Raw genomic sequence first — 20,077 nt, 5'->3', positions numbered from 1 at the left:
GCACGGTAATGTTTGCTCCACATGTGCAGGATGCGTGGAAGGGGGCCGTGGCATGGGGATGCCGCCGGATAGCAGCCCGTACGGGTCGCAAACGGTGACGGGTCCGGGGTGGCCCAACATCGACGAGGAACAGCTGACCGCAGCGTCGGCGTCCTATCAGAAGTTGGCGGCCAACATCACCGGCAACATCGTGCCTCAGCAGACCAACCAGCTGATGAAGCTCAACGAGGTCTGGCAAGGTACCGGCGCAACGGCCGCATCCGGCGAAGCCACCACGATGATCGGCCACCACGAGTCCAACGGCGCGCAGGCAGAGGCCATCGCCACCCAGCTCACCACCATGGCCGCGGCTGTCGTGCAGACCAAGACGGCGGTCAACGCCACGGCGCAGCAGGTGCAGCAGGAGGTCGAGATGCTGCAGGCGCTGCCGATCGACAACAAGCAGGCGTTGATCGAAGGCGTCATCAAGATGGGGCTGTCGCAGAACATCGCGACGGTGACCGCCGCGACCTCGGAGCTGGCCAGCAGCCTCGGAACCACGGCGAACATGCCTGCCGTCACCACGCCGCCCACCGCCGAGGCTCAGCAAGCCGCGCAGAAGGGCGGCGAGCAGATGATGCAGATGCTGGGGCAGTTACCTCAGATGCTCGGGCAGATCCCGCAGATGCTCGGCCAGGTTCCGCAGCAGCTGACCCAGCCGCTGCAGCAGTTGACGCAGCCGTTGCAGCAGTTGACGCAGATGTTCGGCTCGGCGGGCAAAGGCGGCACCGGCGGTGGTCCAATGCCGTTCTCCGCGTTCTCCACTCACCCCGCGGCAGGCGGGTCCGGCCCGAGTTCGGGCGCTGGACTGATGAAGGCGGCATCGTTGCCCGGCTCGGGCGGTGGCGGCGCGCAGACCCCGTTGATGGGCAAGCTCGTGGGCGGCCCCTCGCCGGTGTCGGTGGCCACCGAACCCGCCATGGCCGGTAGCAACGCGTTCGGCGGGGTGGCTCCGGTGTCCGCCGGCGGTATGGGCGGCGGCATGGGGCCGATGGGCGCGATGGGTCATCGCGGTTCCGGTGGTGGCGGCACCACGCAGGGCCTCGCTGTGCCTGCCCCTCTCGAGCACGAACTCGACGACGGCGACGTGGACGATGACTGGTGAGCCGGCTGTCATGCGTGTAGGTGCGATAGATTCTGAAAGAGGTGCCCGGTGAGCAGCACTCCGTTTACGAGCCCTGGGTTTCTGGGCTGGACCGCGGCTCCGATCGAGCTGCCGGACATGCCGACGATTCAGGCGGGTGCCGATGCGATGAGCATGACCATCGCGGGCCTCTTGCCGACGCTGGCAGCTTCACTGACCGCCAACGTCACCGCGCTGTCGGCCAAAGAGAACATGTTCAACGGCAAACTGTCCGACGCACAGGGCGCGTATGAGAACGCCGATCAGTCCGGCCAGCAAGGTGTCGGACAGCTGGGCCAGATGATGGGTCAGCTCGGCCAGATGGGCCAGATGGCCAGCCAGCCTGCGCAAGCCGCCGGTGGGATGGGCGGTCAGTTCGGCTCGTTGATGGAGCCCGTGATGAAGGCCATGGAAGGCGCCAAGGGCGGCGGTGGTTCCGGGTCCGGTGCTCCGGGGGAGGGTGCGCCGGGTGGTGGCGCGCCAGGTGGTCCTGGTGGGCCCCAGCCCCTGAACGACCGTGAGGCCAAGCTCAATGAGCGGGACGCCAAACAGGATGAGCGCGAGACTCGACAGAATGAACGCGATGCCCAGCAGGACGAGCGTCAGGCCGGCCAGGATGCCCGCGAGGCACAGCTGAACGAGCGTGCGCACCAGGCCCCCGCGGCCCCGCACAATGCGGGTGCCGGGCCGAGTGAGAACCGGCCAAGCGCCGGACCCGCTCCCGTGGCCCCGCACCAGGCTCCGGCCGCTCCGCCGCCAGCCGCGCCGGTGGCTCCGCATCAGCCGCCGCAGCGGTACGACGATGGAGACTTGTCGCGGCGCATGTAGGCGCAGCGGCTGCGGTCAGGGCCCGGGATCGAGAATCACGGCCGTGTCCACACCGTCTACCACGGCGCGCGCCAGATCAGCCAGTCGTTGATTGGTTCGTCGCGCGTGCGCGCGAAGTAGCGCGAATGATTTATCCATGTCGATCCCGCCGCGTTCGGCGAGCACACCCTTGGCTTGCTCGATGATCGTCCGCGTATTGAGAGCGCTGTGCAGCTGCTGGTTGACGACCTCAGCGCGCATGAGGATGCGGTGGTGCAGTATCCCGACAGCGGCGACGTCGGACAGCCCCTGACCCACCGCGAGGTCCCTTGCTGACATTGGACCCGGCTGGGTGCGCAGGAGATTTACAGAGCCGACACTCTCTTCGCGCAACCGCAGCGGAAGCGCGAACGCCGCCGAGAAACCGTACTCGGCGGCGCACTCGGCGAATGCGGGCCAGCGGTCCCGTGTTTCCTGGATTTCGGGTACCGGCACGGTTTGCCGGGTGAAGTAGGCCTCTAGACATGGGCCGGCGTTTGCTTCGACTTGTAGGAGTTCCAGCAGCCGCGTGCTTTCGCTGCTGGAGGCGAATACGTGCAGGTGTTGGTTCCCGTCACCGAGCATGATGCCCGCCTCGGATACCGGCAGCAAAGTTGTCAGCCTGTCGACGAGGCGCTGAGCGAACTCGGCGACGTCGTAGTCCGCGACAAGTGTGTCCGCGAGCCCGACGAATGCACCCGCGAGTTGCTCGTAACGGTCCATCCACTGCTCCCTTACACATCAATCTTTGCCCCATCGCTTGCAGTGGTCAACGTTTGCTCACGGAGTCATCGCCGGCCGACGGGCCAGGATCCGTACCGGGGTTGGTGTCTGATTCTGGGGTGAACCTCAGCCGACGGTGTATACAACGTCGGTAGCGACATCACTGAGCAAGCGTTGATGGGAATAGGCATAGGCCTGCATGCGCGCGTACGCCTCCCGTGCGCTCACGCCTGGTTGCGCGACGACCATCCCGGTTGCCTGGTGAACCTCGCGAGTTTGCAGGGGCTGGTCCCACAGCGACCCCAGGGAATCCACCGGCGCGTCACCTCAGCCCCGCTGAGCAGAATGCTGGTCACCATGTCGGCCATCGCAACGCCGTCGGTGTTATCGATGGCGGCGAGTTCCGGACGGGTATTTCGGTACAGATCGAGGACACCTACCTGGATCGCCCCGACCTGTAGTGGCAGGGCATACATCGCCGCGACTCCGATCGCGGCAGCCTCATAGGCGAACATCGACCATCGCTCGTACGCGGCGGCCAGATCCGCCACCAGGATCGGCTGACCGGAATCGATCGCATCCACACCAGGCCCCTCGCCACCGGAAGGATCCCCACGCAGGTCTCGCATAGCCGACGTGCGTCATCTTTGTGCGCCGCGGTCCGAAGGCGCCGAGAAACCTCGCTCCAGCGGATCTGGTGCGTTCATGGCTCGCTCCCGTTCTGTCCATCGGTCAAGCCACGGCTCTACGCGCGTGACAGTACCGCCAGGCTGCCGCTCGGGGCTCGACCAGTGGATGGATGTCTGCGCAAGGGAGAGGCATGTCGTTGACAACGCAAGGCCACAGTCAGCCTGGCTAAGTAGCTGGCGCGTTAAATAATTTTGTGATCGAAAAAAATTAGTTTGCTGGAGACTTTCTAGAAAACTTTGATACTACTAACAAACGCCATCAGGCGGCGGTCGGAGGCGGCCTGTGTGATAGCTGATTGTCCCGCGTGTTGTCGCAGTGCACCTATCGTGGGAAGTCCTCGACCCCGTCGTCTGCGACGATAGATTTTACCACTGTTTACCTGCGAATTTACGCCCATGACAGCCCGTGAACGCGTCGTCTCCATGTCGGGTTGACGGGACGGTCAGGAAGGTGCGCAGCGAGACTTGGGGCACCGGTCCATGCGCTTGAAATTCACCAGTAAGCGCATTTTTGGCAATGAATCGTGAATATGCTAGTGTTTGGAACACGTTCTCGGTCAGTGCACCGTAACGAACTTGGCTAATCAAACAACATTGTCGCCAGGACCCCGCGACGAGCGTCATCATTTGTCGGTGATCCAGCGGGAGGTCGAAGACATGGCAAAAAGATCTGCGGTGCCCAGTCGCGTGTCCGAGCGGGATTTGCGATGGGTGTCTCCGCAGTGGACCCCGGGTCCGCGGGGGTCACGTCTCTGGGCGATTTGATCGGACTGTCGAGATGGACGATTTGCAAGTCAGCCCAGTGGCTCCTCTGTCTCAGGCCGCGATGGCGGTCGCCGCGGACGCCGGGCGGGGGATGGACCCTGCTGATGAGGCCGATTTGATGTATGGAGTTGCCGCGGGCAACGTTTACCGACCGGCCAACCCGCGTTCGTTCTTTGCCGTACCCGGGGGGTTGGTCGATCGCCACGCATCGGCGACCGTAGGCGATAGTGCCGAGTCGTACCAGGAATGCGCGGACGGCCCGGGAATGCTGCGCGAAGTGCGAACTCTGATTGTCGACGACAACGCCCTCCACCGTGAGTACCTGGCCGCTGTTCTCGCCTCGCACGGCGCCGTGACTTCGGGGCTCGCGTGGGACTTGTCCTCCATGCGGGCGGCGTTGGAAGAAGCGTTGCCGCGGGTGATCTTGGTGAGCATGACGACTCGCGACAGCGGGATGTTGCTGCGGCAGGCTCTGAAATCCAGCCCGCACGTCCGAGTGGTGGTTATCGGCGTATCAGAGGATGACGAAACCGAGATAGTCTCGTGCGCCGAGTTGGGTGTTGCCGGCTATCACGTACGGACCGAGTCGCTCGAGAATCTAATTGTAGCGATACATAAGGTTGCTGTGGGTGAGTTCTCGTGTTCAACAGGGATCTCGGGCATTCTGCTCAGAAGGCTCTCGTCACTCGCATCGCAGCGGCAGTCTGCGACAAAAGAACTAGCCCTTACGGAGCGCGAGGCCCAGATCTTGAGGATGCTGGTGGTAGGTCGTTCGAATTTGGAAATCGCGACGGAACTCTGCATCGCCGTGCATACCGTGAAGAACCACGTCCACAGCCTGCTGGCCAAGCTTGGCGTGAGCACGCGGGCGCAGGCAGCTGCCCTCGCCCGGACGATGCTGTACGCCGAAGATTCACCCGCGAACTAGTTCCCGAACTAGACCCTGATACATCCCAAAAATCGCTCTGAAGGTCCATGTACCAATGGCTTTCAGCCATCGATAGTGGATGAATGCGGTATTGGTTAACTCGCGACCACCACGTGGCGTCGCTGTCGACCAATCTGGCGGCTCCCCGAGGTCGGCATACAGGTAGTCGGGCACACCTGCAATCACGCCTTTGGTTGTCTTCAATCGGTTCAGGCTGTTTCTTTCCGTGAGCGATTCGAGCGGGGAGTCCGCTGATGTGTGGCATCATCGCCTGTCGGACGTCGGGGCCGGCAATCGAATATCTCCGTATTGCGTTGCGCCGTCTTGAATATCGTGGCTACGACTCGGTCGGGGTGGCGGTCAGGACCAACGATGGCGGAGTCGAGCGATTGCGTGCCGTCGGGCGGGTTGACGCCTTGGATCGGCGGCTGAGCGAACGCACCGGTGCGGAACTGGACGGCGTCGGAATCGGCCACACACGTTCGGCCACGCATGGCTCGGCGACAGAAGATAATGCACACCCGCACGTCGACTGTTTCGGCGAGATCAGCCTCGTGCACAACGGCATCATCGAGAATGCAGACCGGCTGCGACACGCACTTCTGATATCGGGTCACCGGTTCGCCTCGGATGTCGACAGCGAGGTGTTGTGTCACTTGATCGAGGATCAACGGCGGATGTGCGGCGACCTGTTCGAAGCAGTCGAAGCTGCTCTCGTTGCACTCCAAGGTTCCTGGGCCATCGCGGTCCTCGAGCACTGCACTGGTCGGCTCGTGGTTGCAGCCGATCACTCGCCGCTTCTCGTTGCGAGTACTCGGCACGGCCAATTCGCAACGAGCGACATCGCTGCGATCGCTGATTGGACCGACGAGTTCCGGGCCCTTGAGGACGGCGACGTCGTCGAACTGGGCTTCACCGAGCGCTGGCGAAATCACGAACTCAACACCGCACCTCGTGCCGCGTCTCGATGTCTGCTGCGCCAAGGCGTCGTGGAACTCAACGGCTACTCCGACTACATGGCCAAGGAGATCGACGAACAACCCGAAGTGGTCGCTCGAGTGCTCGACGAGGTGGCCCCGGCTGTTGCCAGCGGTGCGCTGTGGCGGGATCTTTACCTGGAGTCCTTCGACCGTGTCCACGTCATAGGTTGCGGCACTTCGTTGAACGCCGGCCAGGTGCTCGGCAATCTGGTACGTCGTATCGGTGGGCTGCCGGTGACCAGTTGTGTGGGAAGCGAGGACGGCGATTCCATCCTGGAGCCGCGTACTTTGCGACTCGCGATCAGTCAGTCCGGTGAAACCGCCGATGTTCTTCATGCAGTCGAATCCCACGGAATCACGGCTGCGCCCCTCCTCGCTGTCACCAACAATGCGCATTCCACGTTGACCCGTCGAGCGGATGCGGTGGTGTTGTGCAACGCGGGCACCGAAATCGGCGTTGCGGCGACCAAGTCGTTTGTGTGCCAGGTCGTTGCCGGTTCGGCGGTGATGATTTCGGCGATGGTCGCTTTACGCCGACTCTCTACGGCGTCGGCACAGTGTCTTGTCGATGAGCTTCTACGTCTGCCCGATCAGCTGGCCGCAGCGATAACCACATCGAAATGCATTGTCCCCCAGCTAGCTGATGGTATGACATCCGAGTCTGGTGTGGTTTTTCTCGCCAGGAGCACCGGGCTGCCTTACGCCGCTGAGGGCGCACTGAAACTGAAGGAACTCACCTATCGCTGGGCTGAACTCTGCCCGGCAGGCGAACTCAAACATGGTCCATTGGCATTGATCGATAACGGAACTCCTGTCATCATCATCGATAGCGGTGACCCTAAACTCGCCACCTGCGTGGCTGAGGTGAGGGCCCGCGGGGGACGTGCGATCACGATCGGACCGGCCGACGCCCTGGTGCCGCTGGCCGACAATCCGCAGCTGCCGTGGGGTCCACTCACCAGCGTCGTTCCACTTCAAATACTGGCTCGCACACTCGCATTAGCGCTGGCGCGAGACGTTGACAAGCCTCGGAACCTCGCCAAGTCGGTGACGGTCGAGTGACACGGAATAGATCCAGGGGCGGGTGTCTGGCAACCAGGGCGGGCGGGGACGCGGCCTGCCGCAGCTTACCACGACAGCAATGGAGCAAGCCGATGAGCGTCGGCCACAGTGCTCACATCTTCCGTAGGGTTCCCGCGACCTGTGCCGTGACTCTCGGCGCGATTCCGTGCGGTCTCGGAGTGGAATCGACGGGGAAGGGCCTCGTCGAAAACCATTCTACGAAGGGGAGTTTCGCCAAATTTTCCGCGGTAACGTCATGACCGCGACGGGCATGCGTGTCGTTGTCGTCGGTGCCGGTCTGGCCGGGCTGACAGCTGCTCTGGATTTGGCCGCAGCGGGTGTTGATGTCACCGTGCTTGAGGCGCGTGATCGGGTGGGAGGCCGGATGCGCGGCGTCCCGGTGTCAGAAGGTGTCGTGGCCGACGGAGGGGCTGCCTATCTGGGCGTGCGGCACACCGAGCTGCTCGGGTTGGTGCAGGAGTGCGGACTCGGCCTGGTCTCAACCGACGTAGAGGGTGACAGCACTTTCCTGCTGGCCGGCCGTCGCACGACAACTCCGAGTCGGGTGCCGCCCCTGAACGCTGTCGCGCTCGACGGTCTGTTCGATCGCCTTGAGGCACTCGTCGATCAGGTGGACGCGGACGCGCCGTGGCAGAGCCCGCAGGCGCGACAACTCGATCGGATGTCTGCCGCGAGATGGCTTGCCCACGAGGTCAAACATCCCGATGCGCAAACCTTGTTCCCGTTGTACATCGGCGAGATGATGGCGGCTGATCCGGCGGCGATCTCTGCTCTCCACATGGCCTTCTATCTCCGCTCCCGCGGAGGAATCCACTATCTCGATGCCTTCGAGGGCGGGGCCCGGCGGTGGCGCATCGACGGCGGCGTGCACCTATTGTGTCTGGCGCTTGCTGAACGGCTTGGCGACCGGGTGCGGTTGCAGCATCCCGTTTGCGTGATCCATCAGGACGTCGACGGTGTTGTGGTGCAATGTGTTCAGGACGTTGATGGCACGCGGTCCGAGTATCGAGCGGACCGGGTGGTCGTGGCGATACCGCCTCTTCTGGCGCAGCGGATCGAGTTCCGGCCGGTACTTCGCGCGCCGCGCGCGACCGCGTTCACGGGTCGTGGTTGCGCGATCAAGGTGCATCTGGGCTATCCCGCGCCCATCTGGCGTGATCGTGGCTTGTCCGGATGGTCGCTGAGCGCCAACGGGCCGTTGCTGTCCACGGTCGATGACTCTCCGCCGGATGAGTCTGCCGGTGTACTCACAGGATTCATCACCGGCGCAGCGGCATTCACCTTCACGGGGCTGCCGTTGTCCGCGCAGCGGGGCGCGGCCCTGGCCCACGCCCACCGGCTCTTTCCGCAGTTACCCCCACCGACGCGATGCACGATCACCGACTGGCTGGCCCAGAAATACAGCAGGGGATGCTATGCCGCTCTGTTCGGCCCCGGCGACTGGCTGCGACTTGGCCCGACTCTCACCGCACCGCACGATCGTGTCCATTGGGCGGGAACCGAAACCAGCCTGGAATTTTTCGGCCTGATGGAGGGCGCGATCAGGTCGGGCCGACGCGTCGCCACCGAGTTGATCCACGGCGCCGAGTCGACGACTCTCTCGCGAGAGGTCGTAGAGCGATGACCTTATCCACCGAAACAACACGCGCCGGCTTCGCTGCCGCCAAACGTCGAGCATCCTGGCTTGTGGCACAGCCATTTCGGGGTTATGGCTCGGTCACGCTTGCCCCGGACGGCGGCACCGTACCTGACCCGTACGGTGCCGCCGCTGGCGCCGTGGCGAGAGTTCGGTTTCGATCCCCGACATCGCCCCCGCAGCCTGAGCACTCTCCCGTCAAAGTGCTCAGTTTCCGATCCGCGCTCGGCGCGGATGCCATCAGGCCAGGGCGCGCGGCAAGCAGGCGAGTTGGCGGGCGCTGAGACCCTCACGGATCCTTTGGATCTGGTCGGGTGCAAACGCTTCCATAGGCTGCGTCTTGATCGGCCGGCGGGAGGTCCACGTGAAGGTTACCGAGTATCGGTCGCGAGCCCGAGGTGGGGTTGCGCGGTGGAGCACCTTGGCGGTATCAGGCATCACGACTGTCCACTTCGGCCCCGCCGCCAGGCGCCACTCGTCCTGCGGCACGATCGACCGGAGCTTCTCGTCCGAGACGAAGCCTCCGACATAGCGGAGCCGTTCGACTGCCTCCTCGCTGCGGGCCCGCCTGACGTATGCGAACGGTCCGCCGTCGGCGTCGACCTCGTTGAGCCACACCAGTATTTTCAGCACGCGATAGTCCTCGATGTCGCGATGCCACTGCCGAACGTCGTGCGGAGGACGCCCGTCGGCCACCTCGCGGCGTACATCCGGACCGTAATAGCGGGCAGGCAAGCCCAGGTAGTTCTCGACGATGTCGAGCAGTTGCTCGTTGAGACCGAATCGCCAAAGATCGAGCTCGGTCAGGAGTTCCGATCGCGACGGGCGCAGTGTGCTCGACGTCGCAGTCCGAGCCGCCAATTCTTCGACGAACCGTTCCAGCGGCTCCTTCACGAGCTCGGCACCGGGCAGATCCAATTCGTCGAGCGTCGTGACATGCACGCCTTTGTCACGGATTTGGGCGACCACCTCACGATGAGATTCCCCGAGTGCCGGCAGGCAGGAAACGTATCGGCGGAGTCGCCGTTCGTACCGCTCGTGGGCCAGCCGCTGCACAAGAGGGACTCGGAAAAGCGCTTGGCGCTTGGCGCGGTTGGCCAGTCGATTGACCTGCTGGACCGCAGCTGGGAGATCGGGCAACGTACACCTCATCACATGCTGCCCGGAGCCTACCAAGCGGTTGGCCCCGATCGCTGGGATTAGCCATGGTTGAAGCCAGATGGTCCCGTCGAACCGCCGACGTCCGGCTCTCGTCAGATCGCTCGATCGGCCACTTCCAACATCGACAATTACGCCCGACCCGGCGTTAGCCTTGGTATCGAATCGAGGACGGTGAAATGAGGCGCGACCAGATAAGCCGGGTTTGTGGCGTGCTCCTCCTAGGGCCGCTGTTGCTGGCATGCGGCCGGAGCGTATCGAGCGCTGTGCACACACCGGCTGCCATACGCGCCCCGGTCACCGCCGGCCTGACGCTCCCGCCCGGCCAGAGCCTTCCGAGCGATGCCGCATGCGCTGGGCAGGTAACGCCAGGAGGGGAAATACGGCCTGCCAACATCCCTTTCAACCAGACCCGTGGGCGCCAGAAGCCACTGCCGGGCCTCCTGTCACGAGTGAGCGGCGACTACAGCGGCACCACCGATGAGATCATCCAGTGGGCGGCGTGCAAATGGGGAATTGATCCCGACGTGGTCCGAGCCCAGGCCGTGCGGGAGTCGAGCTGGTTCATGACCCAGGTTGGCGATTTCACCACTGACACCCGGTGGTGCGCTCCCGGTCACGTTCCCGGCGGAGATGGCGAACCTGGATGCGCCCAGAGCGTCGGGATCCTGCAGGTGAAGTACCGGTACTTCGTTGACGCCTTCCCGGAGGCGTCCCAGTCGACTGCGTACAACCTCGACTACACCCTCGGGGTGTGGCGCACCTGCTTCGAGGGACAGGAGCAGTGGCTGGCCGATCAACCACCCAAGTCGCGCTACCAGGCGGGCGACCTGTGGGGCTGCCTCGGCCGGTGGTACGCGGGGAACTGGCGCAGCGATATGGCGCTGGGCTACATCGACGAAGTGCAGCAGGCCTACCGTACGCGGGCGTGGGAGGCCCAAGACTTCATCGAACTTCAGGCTCCCTCCCAAACCGGCTGACCCGACAGCAGCCTCTCGAGAAGCCAATGAAAATCCTTGTGGTTACCCGCGACGCGCCCAGGCTCATCTCGGGTGCCGCCAAGCGAAATGCCTACCTGCTGCGCGCGTTGTGTGAGGCGCATCGTGTCACGCTCGTGATTGTCACCGATGATCCGGCGGTCGCAGCGCGCGACGGCGCGGGGTTGGAGGCCAAGCTGGAGGCCCTGCATATCGTGGGGGCGCCACTGAGCCGCTACAAGCGAGCCTGGCAGCTGGCCTCGCCGGCGTTGCGGCAGCCGAGCGTGACGCTGCGGTTCAGCCCGCCACGAGCGGGGCGGGCGATTCGCGCGTTGCTCACGGGGGAGCGGTTCGATGCGGTCGTGTACCAGAGCGTGATCGTGGCGAACCACCGGCTGCCGCCCGGCCCCACCGTGGTGATTGACGAGCACAACGTCGAATACGAGCTGTTGGAACGATCGGTGCCCCAAGCGCGGTCGACGTCGCGACGCATTCACTACGCACTGGAGGCGGCGGCGTTGAAGCGCCTGGAGCTGGCGTTGCTGGCGCGCGCCGATCTGGTGTCGGTCACGAGCGAGCGTGAGCGGGAGATGCTGGGAGCGCTCCTGCCTGGCGCGAGCGTCGTGGTCACGCCGAATGGCGTCGATACCAATGCGTTCGCGCCAGGCCCGCAGGGGGCGGGGACGCCGCATCGGGTCATTTTCACCGGATCCATGGACTACCACCCGAACGAGCAGGCTGCGCTCTATTTCGCAGACACAATCTGGCCGCGGGTATGTGCCGAGATTCCCGATGCGACATGGTATCTCGTGGGTATCCGCCCGCCGGCCTCGGTCAAGCGGCTGGCCACGTTGCCCGGCGTGGTGGTTACCGGCGCAGTAGCGGAAACGCAGCCATATCTATCCGCGGCGGCGGTAGCGATCGCTCCGCTCAAGGTGGGCGGCGGCACGCGGCTCAAGATTCTCGAGGCCCTGTCGATGGGTAAGGCGGTCGTCACGACGGCGCTGGGCTGTGAGGGGCTGAATGTGACGGCCGGTGAGCATGTGCTGGTGGCGGACGATCCTGGCGACTTCGCAGATGCCGTGATCCGGGTGATGCGCGATGACGGCCTACGAACGCGGCTCGGAGCGGCCGGCCGGGCGTTGGTGGAGCGGGAGTACAGCTGGACGCGGAGCGGGCGTACCTTCGTCCACGCAATAGAGCGGTGCGTCGACGAACGTGGTTCGGTCGTTCGGCCCCCAGCAAGGCGCCGGCTTCCTTTTGGCGATCGCGGAGTCAAACCCGAGCCACGGCGGTATACGTAACCCATGCTCGAGATGCTCAAACGGGCGCTCCGCAGGATCGGCCTGTACGACACACTGCGCCGTTCGCCGGTGTACGGAGTTTATCTCCGGCTCTTTCACCCGAAGCTCGCATCTCAGCCGCGACGCGAGTTGCGCTTCTATCGCCAGGCGTTGCCCGCGCTGAGGCCGGGTGACCTGATCTTCGATGTGGGAGCGAACGACGGCTTCAAGACCGCCATCTTCCTGAAGCTCGGCGCACGTGTGGTCAGCGTCGAGCCGGACCGAGCGAGTGTTTCAGTGCTGCGCCGCCGCTTCTCGAACAAGCCCGTCACCATCGTGCCCAAGGCTGCGAGCGACGACGTGCGTACGGTCCAGTTCCACGTGGCCCAGCCGGGATCGGCTCTCAACACCCTGAGCGACAAGTGGGTTGAAGCGCTCCAGGACAGCTCCACCTCGCGATTCGGACCCGACGTTCGATTCGAGCAGAGCTATGACGTGCAAACCGTCACCGTCGAACAGCTCATCGCTGACTACGGCCGACCGTCTTTCCTGAAGATCGACGTGGAAGGCCACGAGTTGGCGGTGCTGCGTGGCCTGCGGCAGGCCGTCCCACTGGTCTCGTTCGAGCTGAACCTGCCTGAATTCCGCGCCGAAGGCCTTGAATGCGTTGATATCTTGGAGCACATCAGCTCGGGAACCGAATTCAATCACGTGATCGAGGACAGCTTCGAATCTCCCTTCTGGCTCTCCGCTTCGGAATTCAGACGATGGCTGGAGGAGACGGACCTCCGCTATCTCGAGGTCTATGCCCGTACCTCCGCCGTCGAGATGTCGAGCGACGGCTAGCGATCGACATCGCGACAGGACCGGCAAGCGAGAGGGCAGTTCAGGCCTCGCGCCGGTCCGTGCGGACCCACGTCTCGGCACGATGGCCCAGGACGCGGCGCACGTGGAATAGCTTGCGCAGCACGAGCCCGGGGCCGCCCGCGAGCGCGCGGTAGGCCGACGGGGGCGCGGCGGCCGCCCACAGGCCGAGCAGTACAAAGCAAGCGATCACCGCGAGCGCGAGCGCGAACGGTACTAACAGCCACCAAGTGATCGCACCGGCGAGCGCCAACGCGCCCGCGACTAGGGCCCCGGCGGATGCGAGCCCTGTGAGCAGACCCAGCGGCGGCACGAGGATGCCGAGGGCCGTTTCGAGCAAGGCGGGCCTCTTGCGCAGACCGCTCCGGATGAGCGCGGGCACCAGCGCGCGCGCCACATACAGCTTGCCGCCCTCCCAGCGTTGACTTTGCAGGTCGGCAGCCTGCGCGGACGGCGCGGTCGGCGAATGCAGGATCGCGGCGGGGACGAACTCGACCTTTTCCCCGGCGAGCCGCAGGCGCACGGAGTATTCGAGGTCCTCGGCGCTGGTGAAGGCGTCCCACGGATGTAGCCGCAGCACGTCGGCGGCGAAGAACATCCCGTTGCCCTGAAGCGTGCAGGTGAGGCCGAGCCTGGCGCGACCGCCAGAGCGCACGCGGTTGATCAGGAGAAACGCGGCCGCGCGCAGCTGCGAGCGCGGCTCGTTGTCCGGGTCGAGCAGCGAGACGCCCTGGGCCGCGTCCGCTCCACCCTCATAGGCCGCGACGAGCGCCGCCAGGAAGCCGCGGTCCGCGACCGTGTCGGCGTCGACGACCGCGATCGCATCGGGCCCGTCGATCTCGCTGAGCAACACGTCCATGGCGAATCGCAGGGCGTGGCCCTTGCCGCGCGCATCGGGGGCCGTACGCACGAGCACGCGCGCACCGGCGGCACGAGCCAGTGCGGCCGTGTCGTCGCTGCAGTTATCGGCGACGACCACGACCGCGTAACGCTCATGCTCGAGCGTCTGGTCGAGCAGCGCCGCGACGCACCTGCCGATCAGGAGGGCCTCGTCGTGCGCCGGCACCACTACCGTCACGCGTCGGGCGGCACGCATCGGCGCGTGCGGGGGCGCGGGACGGATACGGTCAACCGTGGCCGCCAGTGTCAGCACAAGCAGGTAGACGGCGGGCACGAGAAGTACGATTCCGGTCCCCAACAGCACCGCCTCGACACCGATCTCGAGCAGCCTCGACGCGCTCACCGGGCCGGTGTCCTCTCCGCGGTGCGCAGGGTTTCGCCGATCTGATCTTCCGCACCGGCGCGGCGCTTACACTGATCGCATCGCACGTGCTCGCGAGCGATCGAAGGTAGAAGCGCATGGCACGTCGCCCGACCGCAGCTTGCAGATCTGCACACCCGGGTAGCCAGGTGAGTGCCGTACCGGGGGCGCGTCGGCTCGCGAGGACGGACTGGCTGCCGTGGGGCAAACGGTCCGAACATCCCCGCGTGTGCATCGTGCGCCAGAACGACGGGTTCGACGAGTCCGTCCAGCGCGAGGCGAGCGCCCTCGCCGCCGCCGGCTTCGAGGTGGACGTGCTGTGCATGCGCTTCGCGCCGGGGCAGGACGACATCCGCCCGGCGCCGGGGATCAAGGTGACGGGCCTGCCTGCGTCGCTTCACCGCGCCGGGCTGCTCAGTTACTGCGTCGACTACGCGTGGTTCTGGTTGCTCGTCGCGGTGACACTCGCAGTCCGGCACGCGCGGCGCCCGTATGCCGTCGTCCAGATCAACACGATGCCTGACGTCCTCGTGTTCTCCGCCATCGTCCCGAAGCTGCTCGGCGCCTGGGTGGTCGGGTTCTTCAAGGAGCCGACGCCCGAGTTGTTCGAAACGCTGTACGGCAGGCCCGGTCTCACGCGCGCGCTCGCACGCGTCGAACAGGCCGCCCTCCGCTTCGCGGACCACGCTCTCACGGTCACCGACGAACTGAGGCAGGTATACGTCGAGCGCGGCGCTCGTCGCGAGGACATCTCGGTGATCCGTACGGCCAACGCGTCGCGGCCGATCCCACAGGCGGTTGTCCGCAACGCCGCGTCTACGAATGGCTTTCTCGTACTGTGTCACGGCACGATCGAGAAGCGCTACGGGCCCGACACGATCGTCGATGCGGCTGACCTGCTGCGCGACCGGATTCCGGGCCTGCGGGTTGTGTTCACCGGCCGCGGCGGCGGCATTCCCGAGCTGCTCGACCAGATCGAGCGGCTCGGGCTCGGCGACATCGTGACGTTCGAGGGCTGGGTCTCCCGCGAGCGGCTCGACGAGTTGCTCGCGACCGCCGACGTCGGTGTCGTCGCACAGAAGGCGTCGCCGTACTCGCACCTCGTGACCACGAACAAGATGATCGACTACTGGAACTTCGGGCTGCCGACGATCGCGAGCCGGCTCCGCTCCGTCTCGGCGGCGCACGATGACGACCGGCTCGAGTACTTCGAGCCCGGCAACGCCGCCGCACTGGCCGCCGCGATCCAGCGACTGCACGACGATCCGGTACGGCGCGCGCAGCTTTCCGACAACGGCCGCGCCGCACTCGATCTCAGCGGCTGGGACGCGCAGGCTGACCTCTACCTCGGGGTCTACTACTCGCTGCTGGCCGGTCAGCTCGGCCGTCGGCGCGGACGACGGCGTCCCCGGCTCGTGACCAGCTGATCGATCGTCGAGCCGGGGCCCGACGGGCTCAGACATGACGACCGTTCGCGAGCCTCCGCGCGACTGTTCGGATCAGCATCGGGTACTCGTACAGGCCCGGGCGTCGGTCGTCGCTGGCCCAGATCGCGTTCTCGACCGGTCCACGCATCGACGCCAGGTACGGGCGCAACGCCATCCGGCGGCCCAGGATTTCGCGCGCGGAGGTCGGGATGTCCGTGCTGTGCCGCACCCAGCGGACACCGGCGGCGGCATGCACCGGTTCGACGGGCAGACCGTTCGCCAGCCGCCACATCAGGTACGGGAAGTCCACTCCGGCACGGCCGCACAGCGACTGCCAGCCCCAGACGCGTGGGTTGATGTCGAGCAGCTTGAATTGCCCGCCATCCTGGTGGCGTTTGTACTCGAACTCGATGAGGCCCGTGTACGAGAGCGCCGCGAGCAGGGTCTCGGAGCTCGAGACGATCGCGGGCTGCTCGATCGTCTCCACGAACGTGCTGGCGCGGCCGAAGTCCGTCGGAAACTGTCGCGCGCGGCGAGCGACGACGGTCGCCAGCGGCCGCCCCCGGTCGGCCAGGGCGGCATACGACACCTGGCTCTCGCCGCCGCCGGGGACAAGTTCCTGCACCAGCAGCTGCTCCGCCGGTAGCAGCGTCACCGCCTGCTCGAAGGCGGCACGCAGCTCCTCGCGCGTGTCGGTGCGCCAGGCCTTGGCGACCGTCAGCGCATTTTCCTCCTCGTGCACGGCTGGCTTGATGATCACGGGGAGCTCGAGCGGGAGTGCGGCCGCCTCGGCGGCGCTGGCGGGCCGCCAGGTCCTGGGGTACGGCACCTTCACGCGCTCGGCCAGCTCATACGTCGCGCGCTTGTCGAACGCGATCCGCAGCGTGTCCCAGGGCGGCGTGGTCAGCACGTAATACTCGGCCAGCGCGGCGTGGTGCTGCGCAATCATCGCAGCCACCCGGTCGCTGGTCGGGAACAGCGTGCGGCCCCGTACCTCGGCGCTGCCGGCGAGCTGGAGCAGTTGGTCTGCTTGCTCGGCGTACGGCCCGGGCACGAGTGGCAGCGAGTTCGCGCAGTAACGCGAGTACGCGCCCAGCACGTCCTCGCCGTCGATGAGCACCCATACATCGATGCCGTGTCGTCCGAGGCTACGCACGAGGCCGAGCCCCCGATAGTCGCCGCCGACGACGAGCGCACCAGACATCTCAGCTACGGTTCGAGGTCGCTATTCCGCGCGCCGGCGTGGCGTCGCGGGGCATACCGTGCGCGAGTGTGGCATCGCCGGCGATACCGCGTGCGAGCGCTGGAGACACGAACTCCGTGCCGGCAACGAACCGCATCAGCGGGCCGAAGCTCCACGCCGCGGGCGCGCCGACGATGTGTAGCCCCGGCACGCTCGTCCCGAACCCGCTGTCCAAGATCGGGTAGCCGCCCACCTGTGCGATCGCGGCGAGCAGTTCACGGGCGAGGAACGGGTAGCCCCCGATGTCTACTCGGTACCCGGTCCCGAGCAGCACATGGTCGACCGTCCGGACGCTGTCGTCCGCGAGCGTCAGCTCCATCCCGCTGCCGGCCTCACGTGCACGAAGCACCTCGGCGTTCGTCGTGATCTTCACGGACGCCAGCCGCGGGGCGAGCCAGGCTGCGCCCGCGGGCCGGATCGAGCGCGGACCGGCCTTGTCCTGCAGCCCGCGCGGAAGGCGGCGATACCAGTCGGGGGCGGCGACGAGCCGGCTGAGACCTGCCGGGCCGACGTCCGGCGGCGCGTACAGCAGGCGCGTGACCGGGCCGAGCTTGTGCAGCATCGAGGTTTTCGTCTTCAGGTAGCGGACGAGCGGTGCGCGTACGAGCACTTCCACCTCGGCGCCGACCTCGTGCATGAGCGCGGCGGACTCGAGCGCGCTCTGACCGCCGCCGATCACGACCACCTTCGATCCGGCGAACGTGGAGAGGTCGGTGTGTTCCGAGGTGTGCGAGACCAGTGACCGGGGAAATCCGGAGAATTGAGGCGGACGCGCAGCGAACCGCCCGATCCCGGCCGCGACGACGACGCGTGCGGCGCGCAGGGTCTCGCCCTCGGTGAGCGTGACCTCAAACTCGCCATCGGCGCGGGAAACGCGCTCGACGAGCCGCTCGTCGCGGAGTTCGGTCAGCTTCGTCGAGACCCACCGCCCGTACTCGATGAAGTCGGCGAGCGCGACAGGCTTCGTCACCGGGCACTCGACCGCGCGGCCGTACGCGTCGAGTGTCAGGCTGCCCTCGGGATCGCTGATGTTCGACGCGACGTAGGGCGAGCGCAGCAGCATGCCCCGCGGCATGTCACTCCAGAAGGACATCGCGGGGCCGAACACGCAACTCGTGATGCCGTAAGCCCGGAGGTGCGCGGCGGCCGAAAGTCCGTACGGCCCGGCGCCGACGATCGCGACGGGGATGCGCGGTGTTTTCATGGTGATCGTCCCTTCGGTGGGTTCGGTAAGCGCATGTGTTCGGCGCGAACGATCGGGAAATCGGCCGCGACGTGACGGCCTTCAGGTGAAGTAGCGGTAGAGAAGTGAGCCGGCTCGCTCGGTGATGTGGTCCGGCACCGCGTCATCGGTGAGCAGACGCGCCAGCGTGCCGAGAAGTTCGCTGACGTCTCGACGACCCGCAGGGTCGCCGGTCAACGACCGGAGCGTCACGATCCGCCGCTCCTCGCTGACCCACTTGCGCTTGTACGCGATGAGCCCGGGCTGATCGAGATCGCTGAGACCCCAATCCAACAGGCGAAACCCCCGGTCGGACGCCCAGCGCAGGGCGGTCCAGAAGAGCGCATCGTTGGGCCGCATCGGAAGCGCTGCCGCCACCGATGCACCGAACTTGTAGTACAGAACGTCGTTCCACGCGAGGTAGATCGCTCCCGCAATCGGCTCGCCGTTGACCCGCGCAAGCAAGGTCACGATGCCGTCGTGCGCGGAGAACTCCTGCCAGATCCGCTCGAACAGGGCGAGCGGCTGGGCCAACAGCCGGTACTTGTACTTGCGCAGCGATACATGCAACCGGTGATAGATCCGGATGGCGTCGATCCCGGTGAGCACGTCGACGTGGACACCGTTGCGTTCGGCCGTGGCGATGTTCCGCCGGACGGCCGGGCCGAGTGACCGGTAGATCTCCTGCACCGGCTCACCCAACGGCGTGCCGTGCCAAGCCGCCTGCCCCGTGGGCACGAGGCCGTCGCCGGTCGTCGGCACGGCCGTGTCGAGGCAGCGAATCGTGAGCGGGGCCCCGTCGCGCAGCGCGCCGGTCAACAGGGACGGCCACATCGCCCGATCGGACACGAGTGGCTCGGCCCTGTCCGAGAAAGGAAGGCTGACCAGTCGGTCGCCACGCATGTCGCTGATCGGAACGAAGGCGAAGCCGTCGGTCGGACATCCCGTGGCATCGGTGACGATCCGCGCCTGCGGTGTGAACCCGTAGGTGTCGCACACCGACCTGATCCACGGGGGCGAGGTGAACAAACTCCCGTTGCTGCTCCCTGCAAGGGTGTGCCAGCGGGCGTCGGTACGCGGGTCCGAGACGATCACCTTCGGGCGGGCGATAATCTGCATATTCACCGCGCACCGTCCGCGCGCAACACTGCGGGAACCGTCCGGGCGATGATCGCGATATCACCGCGCAGCGTTTGCCGACGCACGTAGTGGACGTCGAGACGGAGCATGTCGAGCGTGCCCATGGTGCTGCGGCCGCTCACCTGCCAAAGCCCCGTCAAACCAGGCTTCACCGTGAATCGATCGTCGAACTCGCTCGGAAACATCTGAGCCTCCCACTCCAGACATGGCCGGGGCCCGACCAGTGTCATATCTCCGCGCAGAACATTGATCAGTTGCGGCAATTCGTCGAGGCTCGTGCGGCGTAGGAAGGAGCCCAACCGGGTGACACGACTGTCGCAGTCGAGCTTCCAGCTCCCCCCAATCGAGGTGTCTTCACCGCGCAGTTCACGAACAATCATCTCTTGCAACGCCGTATCGTCACCGCCCACATGCATCGTCCGAAACTTGTAGAACCAGAACGGCTGTCGGTCGAGTCCAACGCGCCGCTGGGCGAACAGCGCGGGTCCTGAGCTGGTGACTTTGACGGTGATTCCGATAGTGACCAGCACGGGGAACAGTATGAAAAGTGAAGAGCCGGCGATCAATACGTCTGCGATCCGCCGCGCCACGCGCTGCCGTGTTCGGGTGGTGCACTCGGGCGACCCCACGGAGCGAGAACAGCGGTTGTTCGCTCGGCGCAAGTGGAGATCCAACACCGACAGGAACATG

The 20,077-nt window shown here is 65.7% G+C and carries 18 protein-coding genes; 9 read left to right on the top strand and 9 right to left on the bottom strand.

The window, feature by feature from the left end; translation table 11 throughout:
- Positions 1-52: 52 nt before the first annotated feature.
- Complete coding sequence (locus A5784_RS02275) at positions 53-1,144, top strand: hypothetical protein (RefSeq protein WP_064941930.1); 1,092 nt, start codon at positions 53-55, stop codon at positions 1,142-1,144.
- A 48-nt stretch (positions 1,145-1,192) separates the two neighbouring features.
- Positions 1,193-1,990, top strand: a complete 798-nt coding sequence (locus tag A5784_RS02270; RefSeq protein WP_064941929.1) for a hypothetical protein — start codon at positions 1,193-1,195, stop codon at positions 1,988-1,990.
- Positions 1,991-2,005: 15 nt separating this feature from the next.
- Here the strand turns inward: A5784_RS02270 and A5784_RS02265 are convergent, their stop codons facing one another.
- From A5784_RS02265 to A5784_RS02260, 3 genes are all read right to left on the bottom strand, one after another.
- Positions 2,006-2,731 (bottom strand): GAF and ANTAR domain-containing protein, encoded by a 726-nt coding sequence (locus A5784_RS02265; protein WP_064941928.1) that lies wholly within the window; start codon positions 2,729-2,731, stop codon positions 2,006-2,008.
- A gap of 126 nt (positions 2,732-2,857) precedes the next feature.
- The gene (locus tag A5784_RS39770) at positions 2,858-2,980 is read right to left on the bottom strand and encodes an ANTAR domain-containing protein (protein ID WP_082944628.1); all 123 of its coding nucleotides are present in this window, start codon (positions 2,978-2,980) and stop codon (positions 2,858-2,860) included.
- On the bottom strand, positions 2,956-3,315 hold the full coding sequence (locus A5784_RS02260; RefSeq protein WP_064941927.1) for a GAF domain-containing protein: 360 nt from the start codon (positions 3,313-3,315) through the stop codon (positions 2,956-2,958). Before A5784_RS02260 ends, A5784_RS39770 begins: the two co-directional genes overlap by 25 nt.
- A gap of 883 nt (positions 3,316-4,198) precedes the next feature.
- Here A5784_RS02260 and A5784_RS02255 point away from each other — a divergent pair.
- From A5784_RS02255 to A5784_RS02245, 3 genes are all read left to right on the top strand, one after another.
- Positions 4,199-5,113, top strand: a complete 915-nt coding sequence (locus tag A5784_RS02255; protein ID WP_064941926.1) for a LuxR C-terminal-related transcriptional regulator — start codon at positions 4,199-4,201, stop codon at positions 5,111-5,113.
- A 254-nt stretch (positions 5,114-5,367) separates the two neighbouring features.
- Entirely contained in the window at positions 5,368-7,155 is a 1,788-nt protein-coding gene (gene glmS, locus A5784_RS02250; protein ID WP_064941925.1) for a glutamine--fructose-6-phosphate transaminase (isomerizing), read from the top strand.
- Between the two features lie 256 nt (positions 7,156-7,411).
- A complete protein-coding gene (locus A5784_RS02245) occupies positions 7,412-8,800 on the top strand; it encodes a flavin monoamine oxidase family protein (protein ID WP_232005915.1) in 1,389 nt (462 codons plus the stop codon).
- Positions 8,801-9,052: 252 nt separating this feature from the next.
- Here the strand turns inward: A5784_RS02245 and A5784_RS02240 are convergent, their stop codons facing one another.
- Positions 9,053-9,781, bottom strand: coding sequence for a hypothetical protein (locus A5784_RS02240; protein ID WP_156750337.1), 729 nt, complete (start codon positions 9,779-9,781; stop codon positions 9,053-9,055).
- Between the two features lie 641 nt (positions 9,782-10,422).
- Between A5784_RS02240 and A5784_RS02230 the strand changes: the two genes are divergently transcribed.
- Genes A5784_RS02230 through A5784_RS02220 form a run of 3 tightly spaced genes read left to right on the top strand, consistent with a single transcriptional unit; the run spans position 10,423 to position 13,076 of the window.
- The gene (locus A5784_RS02230) at positions 10,423-10,950 is read left to right on the top strand and encodes a hypothetical protein (RefSeq protein WP_156750336.1); all 528 of its coding nucleotides are present in this window, start codon (positions 10,423-10,425) and stop codon (positions 10,948-10,950) included.
- Between the two features lie 38 nt (positions 10,951-10,988).
- A complete protein-coding gene (locus A5784_RS02225; protein ID WP_197514611.1) occupies positions 10,989-12,251 on the top strand; it encodes a glycosyltransferase in 1,263 nt (420 codons plus the stop codon).
- Between the two features lie 3 nt (positions 12,252-12,254).
- A complete protein-coding gene (locus A5784_RS02220; RefSeq protein WP_064941919.1) occupies positions 12,255-13,076 on the top strand; it encodes an FkbM family methyltransferase in 822 nt (273 codons plus the stop codon).
- Between the two features lie 40 nt (positions 13,077-13,116).
- Here the strand turns inward: A5784_RS02220 and A5784_RS02215 are convergent, their stop codons facing one another.
- Positions 13,117-14,337 (bottom strand): glycosyltransferase family 2 protein, encoded by a 1,221-nt coding sequence (locus A5784_RS02215; RefSeq protein WP_064941917.1) that lies wholly within the window; start codon positions 14,335-14,337, stop codon positions 13,117-13,119.
- Between the two features lie 167 nt (positions 14,338-14,504).
- Between A5784_RS02215 and A5784_RS02210 the strand changes: the two genes are divergently transcribed.
- On the top strand, positions 14,505-15,782 hold the full coding sequence (locus A5784_RS02210; protein ID WP_197514610.1) for a glycosyltransferase: 1,278 nt from the start codon (positions 14,505-14,507) through the stop codon (positions 15,780-15,782).
- 28 nt (positions 15,783-15,810) lie between these two features.
- Here A5784_RS02210 and A5784_RS02205 read toward each other — a convergent pair whose 3' ends face one another.
- The 4 genes from A5784_RS02205 to A5784_RS02190 form a co-directional block, all read right to left on the bottom strand.
- Complete coding sequence (locus tag A5784_RS02205) at positions 15,811-16,986, bottom strand: carboxylate--amine ligase (RefSeq protein WP_064941913.1); 1,176 nt, start codon at positions 16,984-16,986, stop codon at positions 15,811-15,813.
- A 1-nt stretch (position 16,987) separates the two neighbouring features.
- Positions 16,988-18,229 carry an NAD(P)-binding domain-containing protein gene (locus A5784_RS02200; RefSeq protein ID WP_064941911.1) on the bottom strand — a complete coding sequence of 414 codons (1,242 nt, stop codon included), beginning with the start codon at positions 18,227-18,229 and terminating at the stop codon, positions 16,988-16,990.
- Between the two features lie 81 nt (positions 18,230-18,310).
- On the bottom strand, positions 18,311-19,366 hold the full coding sequence (locus A5784_RS02195; RefSeq protein ID WP_064941909.1) for a GNAT family N-acetyltransferase: 1,056 nt from the start codon (positions 19,364-19,366) through the stop codon (positions 18,311-18,313).
- 2 nt (positions 19,367-19,368) lie between these two features.
- A complete protein-coding gene (locus A5784_RS02190) occupies positions 19,369-20,076 on the bottom strand; it encodes a sugar transferase (protein ID WP_082944626.1) in 708 nt (235 codons plus the stop codon).
- Position 20,077: the final 1 nt, after the last annotated feature.

This window comes from Mycobacterium sp. 852013-50091_SCH5140682 (assembly GCF_001665685.1).
Classification (GTDB): Bacteria; Actinomycetota; Actinomycetes; order Mycobacteriales; family Mycobacteriaceae; genus Mycobacterium.
Note: the sequence above shows the minus strand (reverse complement) of the source record. Positions and strands in the feature narration are given on the sequence as shown.

Bases quoted from the DNA above. Each gene is read 5' to 3' on its own strand.
- A5784_RS02190 (WP_082944626.1), bottom strand. From the start codon at position 20,076: ATGTTCCTGTCGGTGTTGGATCTCCACTTGCGCCGAGCGAACAACCGC.
- A5784_RS02275 (WP_064941930.1), top strand. From the start codon at position 53: ATGGGGATGCCGCCGGATAGCAGCCCGTACGGGTCGCAAACGGTGACG.
- A5784_RS02255 (WP_064941926.1), top strand. From the start codon at position 4,199: ATGGACGATTTGCAAGTCAGCCCAGTGGCTCCTCTGTCTCAGGCCGCG.
- A5784_RS02200 (WP_064941911.1), bottom strand. From the start codon at position 18,229: ATGAAAACACCGCGCATCCCCGTCGCGATCGTCGGCGCCGGGCCGTAC.
- A5784_RS39770 (WP_082944628.1), bottom strand. From the start codon at position 2,980: ATGGTCGTCGCGCAACCAGGCGTGAGCGCACGGGAGGCGTACGCGCGC.
- A5784_RS02205 (WP_064941913.1), bottom strand. From the start codon at position 16,986: ATGTCTGGTGCGCTCGTCGTCGGCGGCGACTATCGGGGGCTCGGCCTC.
- glmS (WP_064941925.1), top strand. From the start codon at position 5,368: ATGTGTGGCATCATCGCCTGTCGGACGTCGGGGCCGGCAATCGAATAT.
- A5784_RS02265 (WP_064941928.1), bottom strand. From the start codon at position 2,731: ATGGACCGTTACGAGCAACTCGCGGGTGCATTCGTCGGGCTCGCGGAC.
- A5784_RS02195 (WP_064941909.1), bottom strand. From the start codon at position 19,366: ATGCAGATTATCGCCCGCCCGAAGGTGATCGTCTCGGACCCGCGTACC.
- A5784_RS02245 (WP_232005915.1), top strand. From the start codon at position 7,412: ATGACCGCGACGGGCATGCGTGTCGTTGTCGTCGGTGCCGGTCTGGCC.
- A5784_RS02220 (WP_064941919.1), top strand. From the start codon at position 12,255: ATGCTCGAGATGCTCAAACGGGCGCTCCGCAGGATCGGCCTGTACGAC.